The organism is Woodsholea maritima DSM 17123 (genome assembly GCF_000382325.1).
Taxonomy (GTDB): Bacteria; Pseudomonadota; Alphaproteobacteria; order Caulobacterales; family Maricaulaceae; genus Woodsholea; species Woodsholea maritima.
On the sequence record NZ_KB908056.1, the window covers coordinates 32,604 to 47,394 of the forward strand.

Consider the following 14,791-nt stretch of genomic DNA (forward strand, 5'->3'; position numbering starts at 1 on the left):
TTATGCTTCTGTCAGACAAGGCGACGCCAGGATGCACTTCTAAATACTTGTCATCCCGGAGAAGCGAAGCGCACATCCGGGATCTATTGAGTTTGCCATCAAAGTGCATAGATCCCCGATCACGTCGTGGATGACAAGATCGACCGTCCGCCCGCAGCGAAGTGAGAAATTAAGAACACCTGTCATCCCGGGCAAGCGTTAGCGCGACCCGGGATCTATCGAGTTGGCCATCAGAGTGCATAGATCCCGGATCAAGTCCGGGATGACACAACAGGGCTAAGACGCCCCTTTGCCTGATCTTGTCACCCCAACTTGATTGGGCAGACAGTGTCTTCCCTACTCTCCCGCCTGTTGAGCTGCAGCTTTCTGGGCTGCATGGGCCTCAGCGATCTCATCCAGCTGCGCATCGGCGCGGTGGGCGACATCGACACTGACCGCGATCGCCCCCAGGAAGAACTCCGTCGTCAGGACCTCATAATCATCACTGGGTTCGTGGTAATGCTCATGATCTTCCACACCCAGATATATCGCCGGAATACCCGCCCGAATGAAGGCCCCTTGGTCTGACAGCAAAGTCCAGTCATTGCGGGGATTATCGCTGGGCTCATCATAGCCCATCAACAAGGTTACCGGCGCAGGGATGGCCGCAGCTTCGATCATCTGCTTCAAGAAGGGGAAGTGATAGGTGCCAACGGCATAAAGTTCATTCTTCGTATTATAGCCGATCATGTCCATATTCAGCATGAAGGCCACTGTGGTGAGATCCAAAGGCGGCTCATCCACAAAGGCCCGCGCGCCGCGAAGGCCCATCTCCTCACCATCAAAGGCGATAAGGATCACATCATGGGCGGGAGGGTGATCCATAAAGCTCTGCGCGATGGCGAGCAGCCCGGCAACGCCTGAAGCATTGTCATCGGCACCATTATAAATCTCATCCTCGATTACGCCGACATGATCATAGTGTGCGCCCACGACCATGACAGGCCCAGCGCTTTCACCGGGAATACGCGCGATCAGATTGATGCCTTGAAAGGTTTCACGCGCACTCTCAGGATCGCGAAAATCAATGGCTTGTTCAAAGCTGAAAGGATGCTCGAAACTGTCGCCCAAGGGCTGCAAGCCCATCTCAGTATAACGCGCAAGGATGTAATCGCGCGCCAAAGCCCCGCCTTGGGTGCCAATGGCACGCCCAGCCATTTCATCCGCCGACAAGATGCGCACATCTTCAAGGGCTTGTTGTTCGCGGGCCTGCAATCGCGGACCTTCCCCCGAACACGCACCCAGCGTGATGACGGCGAATGATGCGACCATACCGGCCATAAGAATTGACTTCATAAGCCCCTCCCCGAGCTATGAGCAGGGATGGTCCCTGCGATTTTTTGTCAGCCTACAGCGCCATGAGGCTGCATGCTATGAAAACGCGCACTATATTGAGGGCGAAAGAATAAAGGACACGCGCCCATGCCCATGCCCGCAGACGCCATCATCGCCCTGATTAAAGTGGGCATTCCTGATGCTGAGATCGAGATGATTGATCTGGCCGGGGATAATGATCACTGGAAAGCGATCATTACGTCTGAAAGCTTTCGCGGCCTGCCGCGCGTGCGCCAGCATCAAAAAGTCTATGCCGCTTTAGGTGACAAAATGGGGGGGGAGTTGCATGCCCTGGCCCTAGAAACCAAAGCCCCTTAACCTCTTGTGGAGCGTCTTCTCATGACTGACCAAGCCATCCTTGACGACATCAAAAACACTGTTTCCAGCCATGATGTGGTGCTGTTCATGAAGGGCACACCCGTCTTCCCCCAATGCGGATTTTCGTCCGTCGTGGCGCGGGTGCTGGACCATTTGGGCCTGACTTATCATTCAGTCAATGTGCTGGAAGATGATGGCGTACGCCAAGGCATCAAGGAATTCTCCGATTGGCCGACCATCCCGCAGCTCTATGTCAAAGGAGAATTTGTTGGCGGCTGTGACATCGTTAAAGAGATGTTCGAAACCGGCGAGCTTAAAGCCTTCCTCAATGATAAAGGCGTTCTGAACTAAGCTTCAGACCCAAGCTTTAAAAATAAAAAAGCCGCCTCAGATCTGGGGCGGCTTTATGTTGTCTGAACCCAGCGGATGCAGTATTGTGGCAAAGATTGCCAAAGGGATGTCACCATGGCCACTATGAATGTCTCGCTGCCCCAAGCCCTGAAAGACTGGGTTGAAACGCGTGCAGAAACCGGGCGCTTCAGCAATGCCAGTGATTATGTGCGCGACTTAATCCGACGCGACCAAGACCGCGAAGCCAAAATTTCAGCTTTACAGACCTATGTCGATGAAGCCCTGGCGAGCGGCATCAGCTCTGCCAGCGTTAGCGACATTAAAGCGCGCTTTAAAACGCATTCGACAACATGACCTATCGCCTCAGTCGGGCGGCTGAAGCGGATCTCCAGGCTTTACTTGATTATGGCTACGCCCATTACAGCGCGCACCATGTCGACGCCTACTGGCAGGTATTGATAGACGCCTTTGAAACGCTGGGCAGATATCCGCACTTGGCCCGCCTACGCAGGGAGCTAAACCCGCATGTGCGCATTCATCGCTGCCAAGCGCATATCATCATTTACATGCAAGACGACGGCACGCCGGATATTTTGATCCTTCGTGTGCGCCATCATCTCGAAGACTGGCTGAGCGCGTCTTAACGCTGAACCGGGTTGATCAGGCGCAAACGCGCGCCCGGCGGCAAGCCCAGATCGTCGCGGGTATAAGTCACTTCCACGCCATTGGGGAAGAAAGCCTCACACAGATCTTCATGGATGCGGATCAGCTCAACATCGAAATCCCAACCGGGGCCACCCTCAACATAGGGTTCGAAGCTAGCATCATTGGTGCACCCGCTAGAGCGCACGCGCACCACCAGATCGCCATTGGCCTCTAGGCGCCAGCCATAAACGGCCTCACCCACGGGAGTATAAGGAGGCTCATAGGGAGGATAGTTCGAGTGACCACACGCGGCCAGCCCAAGCGTCACCACCGTCAGACCCAAGCCCGTACGCATCCATTTCATCACAGCCATGGCACTTCCCCTACGCTTAACCATCCCCGTTGGGGCCACCATAACGCGATCTCGATGGCTAAAACAGGGCAAAGTGAAGACAGATCATGGAAATAACGCACAACAAGAAAAAAGGCTGCATGGCAAACCCATGCAGCCTTTGTCTGTTGCGAATGCCGTCCCCTTAAGAGGAGTAGAATTCGACCACCAGGTTTGGTTCCATTTTCACAGGATAAGGAACATCATTGAATTCCGGAATCCGTGTGAAAGTCACCTTCAACGCTTTGGCGTCAACATCGACATAATCAGGAATGTCACGCTCTGGCGATTCCAGGGCTTCCAGCACCAGAGCCATATTGCGAGACTTTTCACGCACTTCGATTACATCACCCGGCTTGATACGGTAAGAAGGGATGTTGGTGCGAACACCATTGACCTTCACGTGACCGTGGTTGATGAACTGGCGTGCGGCGAACACGGTTGGGACCAGCTTGGCGCGGTATACGATCGCGTCCAAACGAGATTCCAGCAAACCGATCAAGTTTTCCGCGGTGTTGCCTTTACGACGAGAGGCTTCGTCATAGATGCGGCGGAATTGTTTTTCGGTGATGTTGCCGTAATAGCCTTTGAGTTTCTGCTTAGCCATCAACTGAAGGCCGAAGTCAGACATCTTGCCTTTACGACGTTGGCCGTGCTGACCAGGGCCATAAGGGCGGCTATTGATTGGAGATTTTGGACGACCCCAAATGTTTTCACCCATCCGGCGGTCGATTTTGTACTTCTGCGAATGACGCTTAGACATCAATACTCTCTTCTACGATATGCACCGGCGAAGGACATTCCCAGGTCCCTCACGATTGAAACGGCGGCACGCACATCATCCCGTGACAATAGAAATAGACCAGACAGAGCACGCTCTTCCGGCTGTGGGAAAGCGGGCAAAATACGCATTTCAGCCCTGAAGTCAATTCCTCTTGGCTGTAAAGCTGGGAAGGCCCACCGGCCCGTGAGAGGGGCGATAATGGGTAATGTCTTCCTTCGGACACATACGCGCGAGCAGATCGGTGAGTGAACGGCCCGGCTCATCGCGAAACCGCTCTTCGAGCACCACATAGGACGCCAGGCGATCAATGCGGAACATGCGAAAATCCTCGCGCAATTCACACCACGCGGTAAACGTCCACACATGACCCCAGCATTCAATCTGTAACGGACGCACAGTGCGCGCACTGGTTTCCTCTTTCAGCGAGATATAATTGATCGAGACTTTATGACGGGTACGAATGGCTTCGCTTAACGGGGCGAGCGCAGAGCGCGCTTCGCGCTCACCCTGCGCCCCACTGACCCAAAAGCCCCAAGAATGGCCCGAGCGTGGACGGTCACTCGGCAGCACCGCATCAATCTTGGAGAGCGCCGCCTTTGCCGCCCGATCATGGGCCGCATCGGCATAGGCTGAAACCATTTGTGCCCCCAGATGCAAGGCGCGCAATTCTTCCTCAGTAAAAGATAAGGGCGGCAGATGCACCGGTTCGCGCAGCAAATAGCCGACCCCGCGCGCGCCCTCGATGGCAATGCCCGAGCCCACCAGGCTTTCAATATCGCGGTACACCGTGCGTTGCGAAACACCCAGGACCTCAGCCAGGTCTTCAGCCCGGTGCAGGCGGCCATCGCGGAATATCTGGATCAGTTCAAATAATCGATCGGTCCGGCGCATCACACTAATCCTTATCAGGCGGCAAAATGCATCAGTTTGGCGTGCTTGAACTCCATCATCGCGGTGTCGATGGCGGCGATGAAAGCCTGAAGGCCGGGCTCACTCATAAACCCTTCAGAGGCCGCGCGGGCATCCTCCAGACAGGCCCAGTGGAGATGATCAAGCCACAGCCCATCCTCCTGCTTCGACAAGCGCCGGCCCATAAAACCGGCAAAGCAAGAGACATAATCCGAAGCTTTCTCTGCCTCGATCAAAAACGCCTCATCACTAATCCCTGGCTTCAAGCGAAATCGCACCGTCTCCACCACCGGCGGATTGCTGGAGTGCATATAATTCCACTGATCGGCTCTTAATATCGCAAGGCTCATACCTGATCCCTTCCTTGTCCCTTAGACTAGCTGAGGAGATCATGATGACACAGTCCTCCTGACACCTTTTGTCAGGAGAGGGTTACGCGGGAGCGCGTTTCAACAGGCAAGGCCTGGCGCGAATCGCTTTATCCTCCTGAAAAATACCGCTTGGTCCTATGCTTTACAGAGCCAAGGATGCGCGCATGAGCCTTGCAGATGGTTTTTTTCTGTTCTTTGCCGCGCTGTCTTGGGGCGGCAGTGCCGCGACGGGCACCATGTTGGCGCTCGCCAATGGCACAAGGGATGCGCGCGATCTGGCCATTACCTCAGACCTCGCCTTTCGCACCAATCTGTTCTTGAACACCCCCGCCCTGTTGGGCTGTGCGCCCTTTCTGGCCGTCAAGCTGACCGGCAGCGGTGCACGGATCGCCCTAGAGCCCGGCCCCCTTGCGCTGGGGCTCTATCTGGGTGTGATCATATTTTGGATCTGGCAAATGGGCCTGCAAGCGCGTATTCGCTTCGAGAGCCAACGCGCGCGCGCCGCGCATGAGCGCTTGTCCGGGCGTTATTATCGGCTCTATGCCATCGGTTATATTTTGGGTTTTCCCGGCTTTGTGATCATGCCGGTGATTATTGGCCTTACTCTATGGGTTTAGCTTCGCCGGCCTCCCCCTTGCGCAAACCATATTTGCCGCGCCCCTTGGCCAAGGCTTTAATGGCACCGCGTAAGGTGCGCACCTCTTGTTCGGTCAAACCACCGCGCGCAAAGATATTGCGTAAGTTCTGCACCATAAGGGGCTTTTTTTCAGGGGGATAGAAAAACCCACCCTTTTCCAGCTCTTCTTCGAAATGAACATAAAGGCGCTCTAAATCCTCACGGCTCGCCATCGGCTCCGCCGTGATAAAATCAGTGTCGATGGGAGCCCCGGCAGCCCATTCATGCGCCAACACCCCGCACGCCATGGATAGATTGAGCGATGAAAAAGAGCGATCCACCGGCAAGGTGATGATCGCATTGGCCATCGTCACGGCCTCATTGGGCAGACCGGACTTTTCCGCCCCAAATAAAATGCCAACCTTTTGATTCTCTTTGATTAGCGTTTTCATCTGGCCGATGGCATCGCGCGCATTGAACACAGGCTTGACCATGCCGCGCGGGCGCGCCGTTGTGGCAAACAGATAGGTGCATTCGCCAATCGCTGATTCGAGATCATCATATAGCTGCGCCTTTTCCAGCACCGGCGAACCGGCCGCCATAGAGACCGCTTTCGGGTTGGGCCAGCCATCACGCGGTGCAACGATGCGTAAATCGGATAAGCCGAAATTACCCATCACACGGGCCGCAGCGCCAATATTTTCACCCAGTTGCGGGCCGACTAAGACAAAGGCAGGGGTCATCAACTGTAGAGCCTCTTTTGCAAATCCGCTGAGGGTGCTAGATCACCCGCAATGTTTTTCCCTGACGTAAGAGAGCGCAGCCTCTCATCGTCGCAGTGCAGCCCCGCGAAGGGGGTCCCCCTTTCGCATACCGTCAACAAAAATGAAAGTTCTCAATCATGGCGAAGATCAAAGTCGACACTCCGGTCGTTGAGCTTGATGGCGATGAGATGACCCGGATCATCTGGGCCCTGATCAAAGAGAAATTGATTCTCCCTTATCTCGACATCGACCTGAAATATTATGACCTGTCTGTCACCAAGCGTGACGAGACCGACGACCAAATCACGGTCGAAGCCGCCGAAGCGATCAAGCATTACGGCGTCGGCGTGAAATGCGCCACCATCACCCCCGATGAAGCGCGCGTTGAGGAATTTGGCCTCAAGAAAATGTGGCGCTCGCCCAATGGCACCATCCGTAACATTCTGGGCGGTGTGGTCTTCCGTGAGCCCATCGTGATCTCCAACGTGCCACGCTTGGTCCCGGGTTGGACCCAGCCAATCGTCATCGGCCGTCACGCCTTTGGTGATCAATACCGGGCGACCGATATGGTTGTTCCAGGTCCTGGCAAGCTGACCATGACCTACACCCCGGCCGATGGCAGCGCGCCGATTACCCACGAAATCTTTGATTTCCCAGGTAGCGGCGTGGCGATGGGCATGTATAATCTGGACGAGTCTATTAAAGACTTCGCCCGCGCCAGCTTCAATTATGGCTTGCAGCGCGGTTGGCCAGTTTATCTGTCGACCAAGAACACGATTTTGAAAGCCTATGACGGGCGCTTCAAAGACCTGTTCCAAGACATCTTCGATGCAGAATTCAAAGCCGATTTCGACGCCAAAGGCATTACTTACGAACACCGTTTGATCGACGACATGGTCGCATCGGCCATGAAATGGTCAGGCGGCTTTGTTTGGGCGTGTAAGAACTATGACGGCGATGTGCAGTCTGACACCGTCGCTCAGGGCTTTGGCTCTTTGGGGCTGATGACCTCTGTTCTAATGAGCCCCGATGGCAAAACCGTTGAGGCCGAAGCCGCCCACGGCACCGTGACCCGTCACTATCGCCAGCATCAGCGCGGTGAGAAAACCTCAACCAACTCCATCGCGTCGATCTTTGCCTGGACCCAAGGCCTGTCGCACCGTGGCCGCATGGATGGCAATGAAGCGGTGATGAATTTCGCCGCGAAACTGGAAGACACCATCATCAAGACCGTTGAAGCCGGCTTCATGACTAAAGACCTGGCCCTGTTGGTCGGTGATCAGCAAGGCTGGCTGTCGACCGAAGGCTTCCTCGACAAAGTCGGTGAGCGCTTCGCTGAAGCCATGAAAGACTAAGGTCAATATTGATCTTGAACTCTGAAAAGGTCGGGCTCTGCCCGGCCTTTTTTGTTTGCACTCAGAAGGTCATTACACAAAGTTTCATTACGACTTGATTTGGGGCAATGGGTGCAAGCCTTGCCCTCCTCTGCATCGCGGGGGAGGTAGTCCGATAGGACCGGAGGGGGCGTGTTATTGTTTGTCATCCTCGCTTCGCAGCGGGCATACGCTTTTTTTGCCTATCGGCTATCGCCTACTTGAGAACAACCGATGGGTCGAATGGATCCCGGCTCAAGGCCGGGAACCTGGTAAGTATTGTCGCCTCTGCGCGGCCCCGGACTTGATCCGGGGTCCATGCTGGAAGAGTATTTATCTTCTTGTGTCATCCCGGAGAAGCAAAGCGCACATCCCCTAGCGCACAACGCAATGCGACCCGGGGTCCATGCCCCCTCAGTCAGCTTCGCTGACAGCTCCCCCGCATGCAGGGGAGCACACCCCCTTCGTCATCCGTAATGGCGATGAATAACTCACCTGTCATCCCCGACTTGATCGGGGATCTATGTGCCTGAATGGCGAGCGTAATAGATCCCGGATGTGCGCTTCGCTTCTCCGGGATGACATGTTTTTTTCTTCTTCAGCGCTGACTTATTCTGCCGCCGAGGATAGCTCGCGTGTGACGGCATGCTTGTAGACATTCTCACGCTCGCACGCCAAACGATCGCGCACCACTTCCGGGGCGAGGCCAAATTCCTCCAATGCCCGTCCCGCGATCTGCAGCCCCGCCTCCACTGTTTCCGGGATCACATAGGATACGCCCAGCTTTGTCAGCTCATTGGCGTGATCACAATCATGAGCGCGCGCAAAGATCGGCACCTCTTCGCGCACCTCGCGCACGGCGCGCACAATGCGATAGGCCTTAAACGGATTATCCAAGGTCAAGATCACCATCGAGGCGCGATCAAGATCAGCATGGTGGAGAATATCGGCCTGGCTGGCATCACCATAATAGACATTCCAACCGGCTTCGCGATGCTGGGCCACCAGATCAGGATTGGCATCCAGGGCCAAAATATCCGCATCTTCGGTGCGCAGAATTTCAGCCACCGCGCGCCCAACCCGGCCAAAACCGATAATGATGACGTGATCACTTTTATCGAGATCGGCTGGCAGATACATCGCATCCTGTGCGCCCTGGGCCTGTGGCACTTTATCGGCCAACCATTGCCCCGCTTTACCCATGGCCGGAATGATCATCATCGAAAGCCCGGCAATCGCGCTGAACATATCTGCTTGCGGCCCTTCCATCAGACCTGTAACGCGCGCAGTCCCAATAACCACAAAGGCAAATTCGCCCGCCGGGGCCAAAAGCGCGGCCACCTCAAGCGCGGAGGCTTTTTTCGAGCCAAACAGCCGCACCGCCAGATAACCGATCACACTTTTCAAGGTGAGGAGGATGACCAGCCCGCCCAACACATAAGGCCAGTTCGACAGGATCGACATTAAATCAAGGCTCATGCCGACCGTCATGAAGAATAAGCCTAAAAGGAGACCCTTAAAGGGCTCCAAATCCACCGCCGTCTGATGACGAAACTCGGTCTCTCCCACCAGAACTCCGGCCAAAAACGCCCCTAAGGCTAGGCTAAGCCCAGCCCCCGCGGTGATCAAAGCCGCACCAATCAGCGTCACCAAGGTCAAGGCCATGGTCAGATCGCGCCCGCCCGATTGCACCGCCAGGCGATAGAGCGGGCGTAGCGCAAAGCGTCCGATCAAAACAATCACCGCAACCGCCAGCACCCCTTGCACAACCGAGGTGGTCAGAAGGCTCATCAAGCCGCCTTCACCTTGGGTGGTCAGCAGCCCCACAAGAATCAAAATCGGGGCCACCAAAATGTCCTGCATCAACAGCACCGCCAGCGCGCTTTGGCCCACAGGGGTCGCGGTGCGCCGTTCTTCGCTCAACACCTGCATGACAATAGCCGTTGAGGACAAGGCCAAGGCTAGGCCCGCGATTAAAGCCACACGGGGCTCAAACCCAACGATCAAGCAAAAGGCCGCGATCACCGCGGCACTTAATAGCGCCTGTAGCCCACCCGCGCCAAACACCGCCTGACGCATACGCCAGAGACGTTGAAAGGACAGCTCCAGGCCTAAAATGAAGAGCAGAAAGAGCACACCCAGCTCAGCAAAGGGCTCGGCGGCATGCGGGTCCGTGATGGTGATCCAGTTGAGAAGCTCAAAATGCTCGGCCAGACGGCCCAACCCATAGGGACCAAAGACCAGACCCGCGATCAAAAACCCTAAAACCGCGCTCATCCGCACAAGGCGAAATAAAGGCACAACAAGACCGGCCGCAATCAGAAATACAATCGCATCCTTCATCCACATCGTGTCATGCATCGCCGGTCCCCTTTTTGATCACTACTATTTTAGCATGCCCTAAAAGAGGTTGGCGGAGTATTATAGGAGGTGCGTCAAAAAAAGTGTTTTTCCAAAATGGACGCTCTAATCGCGGACAAGCGTGATGAAGCTTTCCGCGTCAATAACCCAGATCTTGCCGCGCCGTTTCCATTTGGCGTGATACGCCCCGCGCGCGGATTTGGGCGCACCCCGCTCACTCCAGCGCCCCTGCCACGTCCCAATCTCGCTGGCCAGAGGAAGACCCTGCGCGGTGGTGATCCGTTCGGGCACCCGTTCAAACACCGTATCGGGATTGGCCAAAAAGATAGAGCGCCACGCCTCGATCTGCGCCTCACGCCCGTCAATCAACTGATTATCATCACCCGTGATCAAAAGGGCTTTGGGGTCCAAAACCTCGGCCATGGCGGTTAAGTCATGCCGGGCCAGGGCAGCGTTAAACGCCAAACGGCGGGCAAGGATACCCTCACCCACCGCTTGTGATCCGATAATCTCGGCCCCAATAATCTTGGTCCCAATAATCTCGGCCATGATTTAAGCGCTTAAATGCGCGCGCAAGGCCTCCAGCGCGCTGTCGGCTTTATCCGCATCGGGACCACCCGCCTGGGCAAAGTCCGCGCGGCCGCCCCCGCCTTTACCGCCCACGTGTGCCGCGCCAATGCGCACCAGATCCACGGCAGAATAGCGCGCAGTCAAATCCTCCGTAACGCCCACGGCCAAGGCAACTTTACTATCATTGACACCGATAAAGGCGGCAATGCCCGACCCCATTTGCGTGCGCGCATCATCGATCAGGCCGCGCAAATCCTTACCGCCAACGCCGTCAACCACACGGCCCATAAATTGGATATCGCCCAAGGTTTCGGGACCAACGGGGGCGGCACCGCCGCCGCCCATGGCGAGCTTCTTCTTGGCTTCAGAAAGCTGACGTTCTAAGGATTTACGCTCTTCAATCAGGCTTGAGACGCGCGTTTCCAAATCTGTGGTCGGAACTTTTAACAGATCCGCTGCCGCGCGGGCCAGATCCGCCTGACCTTCGAGATATTGACGTGCCGCCTCACCGGTCAGGGCCTCAATCCGGCGTATACCTGATGACACCGCGCTTTCAGAAATGATCTTAAAGAGGGCAATATCGCCTGTACGCTCGACATGGATGCCGCCGCACAATTCCACCGAATAAGCCCGGGTTTCCCCCTCACGCGCCTGGCCCATCGCCAAGACGCGGACGCTCTCGCCATATTTCTCACCGAAGAGGGCCAAAGCCCCCTTCTCGATCGCGGCTTCGGGGGCCATTTCAGCGGTTTCGGTCTCAACATTCTGGCGAATGACGCGATTGACCTCGCCCTCGATGGCCGCCATCTCCTCACGGGTCAATGCCTTGGCGTGAGAGAAGTCAAAGCGCAAACGATCCGGGCCCACATATGAACCCTTCTGGGTGACATGCGGCCCCAAAGTATCGCGCAAGGCTGCATGCATCAGGTGCGTGGCGGAGTGATTGGCCATCGTCTTGGCCCGGCGCGGGCCATCCACCACAAGGCTCGCCGCATCGCCGCGCGTGATCGCGCCGCCCTCTAAACGCCCAATATGAGCAAAGACATCACCCGCGCGTTTCTTAACATCTTCAACGATAAAGCGCGCGCCGCCCGCGAACACGATCTCACCGGCATCGCCGATCTGACCCCCGCCTTCGGCATAGAAAGGCGTCACATCAAAGACCAGCTCGCCGGTTTGACCAACATCGAGCGTATCGACCTCAGCGCCGCCGGACACCAGGCTCGTCACCACGCCCTTGCCGCTGAGATGGTCATAGCCGGTAAAGACACTCGCCCCCACACGTTCGCGCACGCTGAACCAGACCGCATCCGGGGCCGCATCGCCTGAGCTGAACCCGACCGCGCGGGCTTTTTCCTTTTGGGCGTCCATGGCGGCATCGAAACCGGCCACATCGACCTCAATCCCCTTGGCGCGCAGGGCATCTTGGGTCAGATCCAGGGGGAAGCCATAGGTATCATAAAGCTTAAACGCCGTATCACCGGGAAGGGCTTGGCCCTCAGTGAGATCGCTGATCGCCTCTTCCAACAGGCCTAAACCGCGGCCCAAAGTGCGCTGGAAGCGCTCTTCTTCACCGCGCAAGGTCTCTTCGATCACCGGTAAAGCGCGATTAAGCTCCGGAAAGGCATCGCCCATTTCGCGGGCCAAAGTCGGAGCGAGCTGGTGCATGACCGGCTCATGCGCGCCCAGAATGTGCGCATGACGCATGGCGCGGCGCATAATCCGGCGCAGGACATAGCCGCGCCCTTCATTGGACGGCGTAACCCCGTCAGCAATTAAGAAGCTGGTCGCGCGCAAATGATCGGCAATCACACGATGGCTCGCCAAAGCCTCACCCTCAGCCTTTGATTTCAAGACCTCTTGCGAGGCCTCGATCAAATGCTGGAACAGATCAACGTCGTAATTGTTATGGACGCCTTGAAGCACGGCCGCGATCCGCTCCAACCCCATACCCGTATCGATCGAGGGTTTTGGCAAGTTTACACGCGAACCATCGCTCTTCTGCTCAAACTGCATGAAGACGAGATTCCAGATTTCGATGAAGCGATCGCCATCTTCTTCAGGGGAACCAGGAGGCCCGCCCCAAATATCATCACCATGGTCGAAGAAAATCTCTGAACACGGTCCGCATGGCCCGGTATCGCCCATCGACCAGAAATTGTCCGAGGTTGAGATGCGGATGATTTTATCATCACCAAAGCCAGCAATTTTCTTCCAAAGGCTCGCCGCCTCCTCGTCCTCAGAATAGACGGTCACCAACAGCTTATCTTGGGGAAGGCCAAATTCTTTTGTCACCACATTCCAAGCATTTGAAATGGCTTCTTCTTTGAAATAATCACCAAAGGAGAAATTCCCCAGCATTTCAAAGAAAGTGTGGTGGCGCGCCGTATACCCAACATTATCAAGGTCGTTATGTTTACCGCCCGCGCGCACGCATTTCTGCGAGGAGGCCGCGCGGGTGTAATCGCGCTTTTCCTGACCGGTAAAGAGGTTTTTAAACGGCACCATACCGGCATTGACGAACAACAAGCTCGGATCATCTTGCGGCACCAGAGGCGCAGATTGAACGACGCTATGACCCGCCTTCTCAAAAAACCCTAAGAATTGAGAGCGAATATCACGTAGGGCAGTCATGCGCACACACTCCGGCAAGGCTGGAAACATAAGGGGATAAGAGACTTACCCCGACACAATCTGAATATAAGAACGGGCCTTCAGTTTTGCTGAACGCCCGCCTTTAAACATACATATCAAGTCTCATCAGGGGGGCCAAGTCGCTCACCCACTCAAAGGACGAGCCACGCTGATAGGATTAGCGCACTACAGCTAGCCCAACGCCGCCTCATCATCTTGACCTTCGATATCATCGCCCTCTTCAGGACCGGTCAGCATTTCTTCGGCCAGAAGACCAGCATTCTTTCGCACCTTGGCTTCAATGGTGTCAGCGATATCAGGATTGTCCAGCAAGAATTTACGCGCATTTTCACGCCCCTGCCCGATGCGTTGGGAATCGTAAGAATACCAAGAGCCTGACTTCTCGATGATATTACTCTTCACGCCAAGATCGAGCATCTCGCCCATTTTCGACACGCCCTCGCCATAAAGAATATCAAACTCCACCTCACGGAAGGGTGGGGCGACCTTGTTTTTGACGACCTTGACGCGGGTCTGATTGCCGATGACTTCATCGCGGTCCTTGATCGCGCCAATACGGCGAATATCCAGACGCACAGAGGAATAGAATTTCAGCGCATTACCGCCGGTCGTGGTTTCGGGATTACCAAACATCACCCCGATTTTCATACGGATCTGGTTGATAAAGATCACCAGGCAGTTCGATTTCGAGATCGACCCGGTCAGTTTACGTAAAGCCTGGCTCATCAAGCGCGCTTGCAGGCCCGGCAGGCTATCGCCCATCTCACCTTCCAATTCGGCGCGCGGGGTCAAGGCCGCCACGGAATCGATCACTAGAATGTCAACCGCACCTGAACGCACTAAAGTATCAGCGATTTCCAGTGATTGCTCACCGGTATCGGGCTGAGAAATTAGAAGTTCACCCACATCCACGCCCAGCTTGCGCGCATAGACCGGATCGAGGGCATGTTCGGCGTCAACGAAGGCGGCGGTACCACCCTTTTTCTGACATTCGGCCACACAATGAAGAGCAAGTGTTGTTTTACCTGAACTTTCAGGGCCATAGATCTCGACAATCCGGCCTTTGGGTAGGCCACCAATGCCCAGCGCAATGTCTAACCCCAGAGACCCGGTTGAGATCGCCTCGATATTTTCAATCGGACGCTGGCCCAGCTTCATCACCGAGCCTTTCCCGAAGGCCCGATCAATCTGGGTCAGGGCCGCATCGAGCGCCTTTTTCTTATCGGGATTAAACTCGCGGGTGAATTCACCTTTTTTGGCCATAGGGCTACTCTTTCTTACGTCTTTTAAGGGGAAAGCCCCCATGCGA

Annotated in this window: 16 protein-coding genes; 6 read left to right on the top strand and 10 right to left on the bottom strand. The window is 55.6% G+C overall.

Features of this window, described 5'->3' with window-relative positions; all coding sequences use genetic code 11:
• Positions 1-336: 336 nt before the first annotated feature.
• The gene (locus tag H151_RS0100210; RefSeq protein WP_156823318.1) at positions 337-1,335 is read right to left on the bottom strand and encodes a M20/M25/M40 family metallo-hydrolase; all 999 of its coding nucleotides are present in this window, start codon (positions 1,333-1,335) and stop codon (positions 337-339) included.
• 126 nt (positions 1,336-1,461) lie between these two features.
• Between H151_RS0100210 and H151_RS0100215 the strand changes: the two genes are divergently transcribed.
• The 4 genes from H151_RS0100215 to H151_RS0100230 all read left to right on the top strand — a co-directional run bounded on the left by H151_RS0100215 (position 1,462) and on the right by H151_RS0100230 (position 2,687).
• Positions 1,462-1,692 carry a BolA/IbaG family iron-sulfur metabolism protein gene (locus H151_RS0100215; protein ID WP_019959598.1) on the top strand — a complete coding sequence of 77 codons (231 nt, stop codon included), beginning with the start codon at positions 1,462-1,464 and terminating at the stop codon, positions 1,690-1,692.
• A 21-nt stretch (positions 1,693-1,713) separates the two neighbouring features.
• On the top strand, positions 1,714-2,043 hold the full coding sequence (grxD, locus tag H151_RS0100220; protein ID WP_019959599.1) for a Grx4 family monothiol glutaredoxin: 330 nt from the start codon (positions 1,714-1,716) through the stop codon (positions 2,041-2,043).
• A 114-nt stretch (positions 2,044-2,157) separates the two neighbouring features.
• Positions 2,158-2,397 (top strand): type II toxin-antitoxin system ParD family antitoxin, encoded by a 240-nt coding sequence (locus tag H151_RS0100225; protein WP_019959600.1) that lies wholly within the window; start codon positions 2,158-2,160, stop codon positions 2,395-2,397.
• Positions 2,394-2,687 (top strand): type II toxin-antitoxin system RelE/ParE family toxin, encoded by a 294-nt coding sequence (locus H151_RS0100230; protein ID WP_019959601.1) that lies wholly within the window; start codon positions 2,394-2,396, stop codon positions 2,685-2,687. Before H151_RS0100225 ends, H151_RS0100230 begins: the two co-directional genes overlap by 4 nt.
• Here H151_RS0100230 and H151_RS15025 read toward each other — a convergent pair.
• The 4 genes from H151_RS15025 to H151_RS15035 form a co-directional block, all read right to left on the bottom strand.
• On the bottom strand, positions 2,684-3,061 hold the full coding sequence (locus H151_RS15025) for a hypothetical protein (protein ID WP_019959602.1): 378 nt from the start codon (positions 3,059-3,061) through the stop codon (positions 2,684-2,686). The two genes, H151_RS0100230 and H151_RS15025, sit on opposite strands and share 4 nt — an antisense overlap.
• 163 nt (positions 3,062-3,224) lie before the next feature.
• A complete protein-coding gene (rpsD, locus tag H151_RS0100240; protein WP_019959603.1) occupies positions 3,225-3,842 on the bottom strand; it encodes a 30S ribosomal protein S4 in 618 nt (205 codons plus the stop codon).
• 162 nt (positions 3,843-4,004) lie between these two features.
• Complete coding sequence (locus H151_RS15030) at positions 4,005-4,754, bottom strand: helix-turn-helix transcriptional regulator (protein WP_019959604.1); 750 nt, start codon at positions 4,752-4,754, stop codon at positions 4,005-4,007.
• Positions 4,755-4,768: 14 nt separating this feature from the next.
• Positions 4,769-5,122, bottom strand: a complete 354-nt coding sequence (locus H151_RS15035; protein WP_156823319.1) for a hypothetical protein — start codon at positions 5,120-5,122, stop codon at positions 4,769-4,771.
• A gap of 185 nt (positions 5,123-5,307) precedes the next feature.
• On the opposite strand from H151_RS15035, the gene H151_RS16720 reads away from it, so the two are divergent.
• A complete protein-coding gene (locus H151_RS16720; protein ID WP_019959606.1) occupies positions 5,308-5,760 on the top strand; it encodes a DUF2269 family protein in 453 nt (150 codons plus the stop codon).
• On the opposite strand, the gene H151_RS0100260 is transcribed toward H151_RS16720, so the two are convergent.
• Positions 5,744-6,502, bottom strand: coding sequence for an RNA methyltransferase (locus tag H151_RS0100260; protein WP_019959607.1), 759 nt, complete (start codon positions 6,500-6,502; stop codon positions 5,744-5,746). The genes H151_RS16720 and H151_RS0100260 overlap by 17 nt on opposite strands.
• Positions 6,503-6,660: 158 nt before the next feature.
• Between H151_RS0100260 and H151_RS0100265 the strand changes: the two genes are divergently transcribed.
• Positions 6,661-7,878 carry an NADP-dependent isocitrate dehydrogenase gene (locus tag H151_RS0100265; protein ID WP_019959608.1) on the top strand — a complete coding sequence of 406 codons (1,218 nt, stop codon included), beginning with the start codon at positions 6,661-6,663 and terminating at the stop codon, positions 7,876-7,878.
• A gap of 627 nt (positions 7,879-8,505) precedes the next feature.
• Here H151_RS0100265 and H151_RS0100270 read toward each other — a convergent pair.
• The 4 genes from H151_RS0100270 to recA all read right to left on the bottom strand — a co-directional run bounded on the left by H151_RS0100270 (position 8,506) and on the right by recA (position 14,745).
• Positions 8,506-10,257 carry a cation:proton antiporter domain-containing protein gene (locus H151_RS0100270; RefSeq protein WP_019959609.1) on the bottom strand — a complete coding sequence of 584 codons (1,752 nt, stop codon included), beginning with the start codon at positions 10,255-10,257 and terminating at the stop codon, positions 8,506-8,508.
• Between the two features lie 105 nt (positions 10,258-10,362).
• Complete coding sequence (locus H151_RS0100275; protein WP_019959610.1) at positions 10,363-10,806, bottom strand: nuclear transport factor 2 family protein; 444 nt, start codon at positions 10,804-10,806, stop codon at positions 10,363-10,365.
• A 3-nt stretch (positions 10,807-10,809) separates the two neighbouring features.
• Positions 10,810-13,461, bottom strand: coding sequence for an alanine--tRNA ligase (alaS, locus tag H151_RS0100280; protein ID WP_026353735.1), 2,652 nt, complete (start codon positions 13,459-13,461; stop codon positions 10,810-10,812).
• 192 nt (positions 13,462-13,653) lie between these two features.
• Positions 13,654-14,745, bottom strand: a complete 1,092-nt coding sequence (gene recA, locus H151_RS0100285; RefSeq protein ID WP_019959612.1) for a recombinase RecA — start codon at positions 14,743-14,745, stop codon at positions 13,654-13,656.
• Positions 14,746-14,791 lie beyond the last annotated feature (46 nt).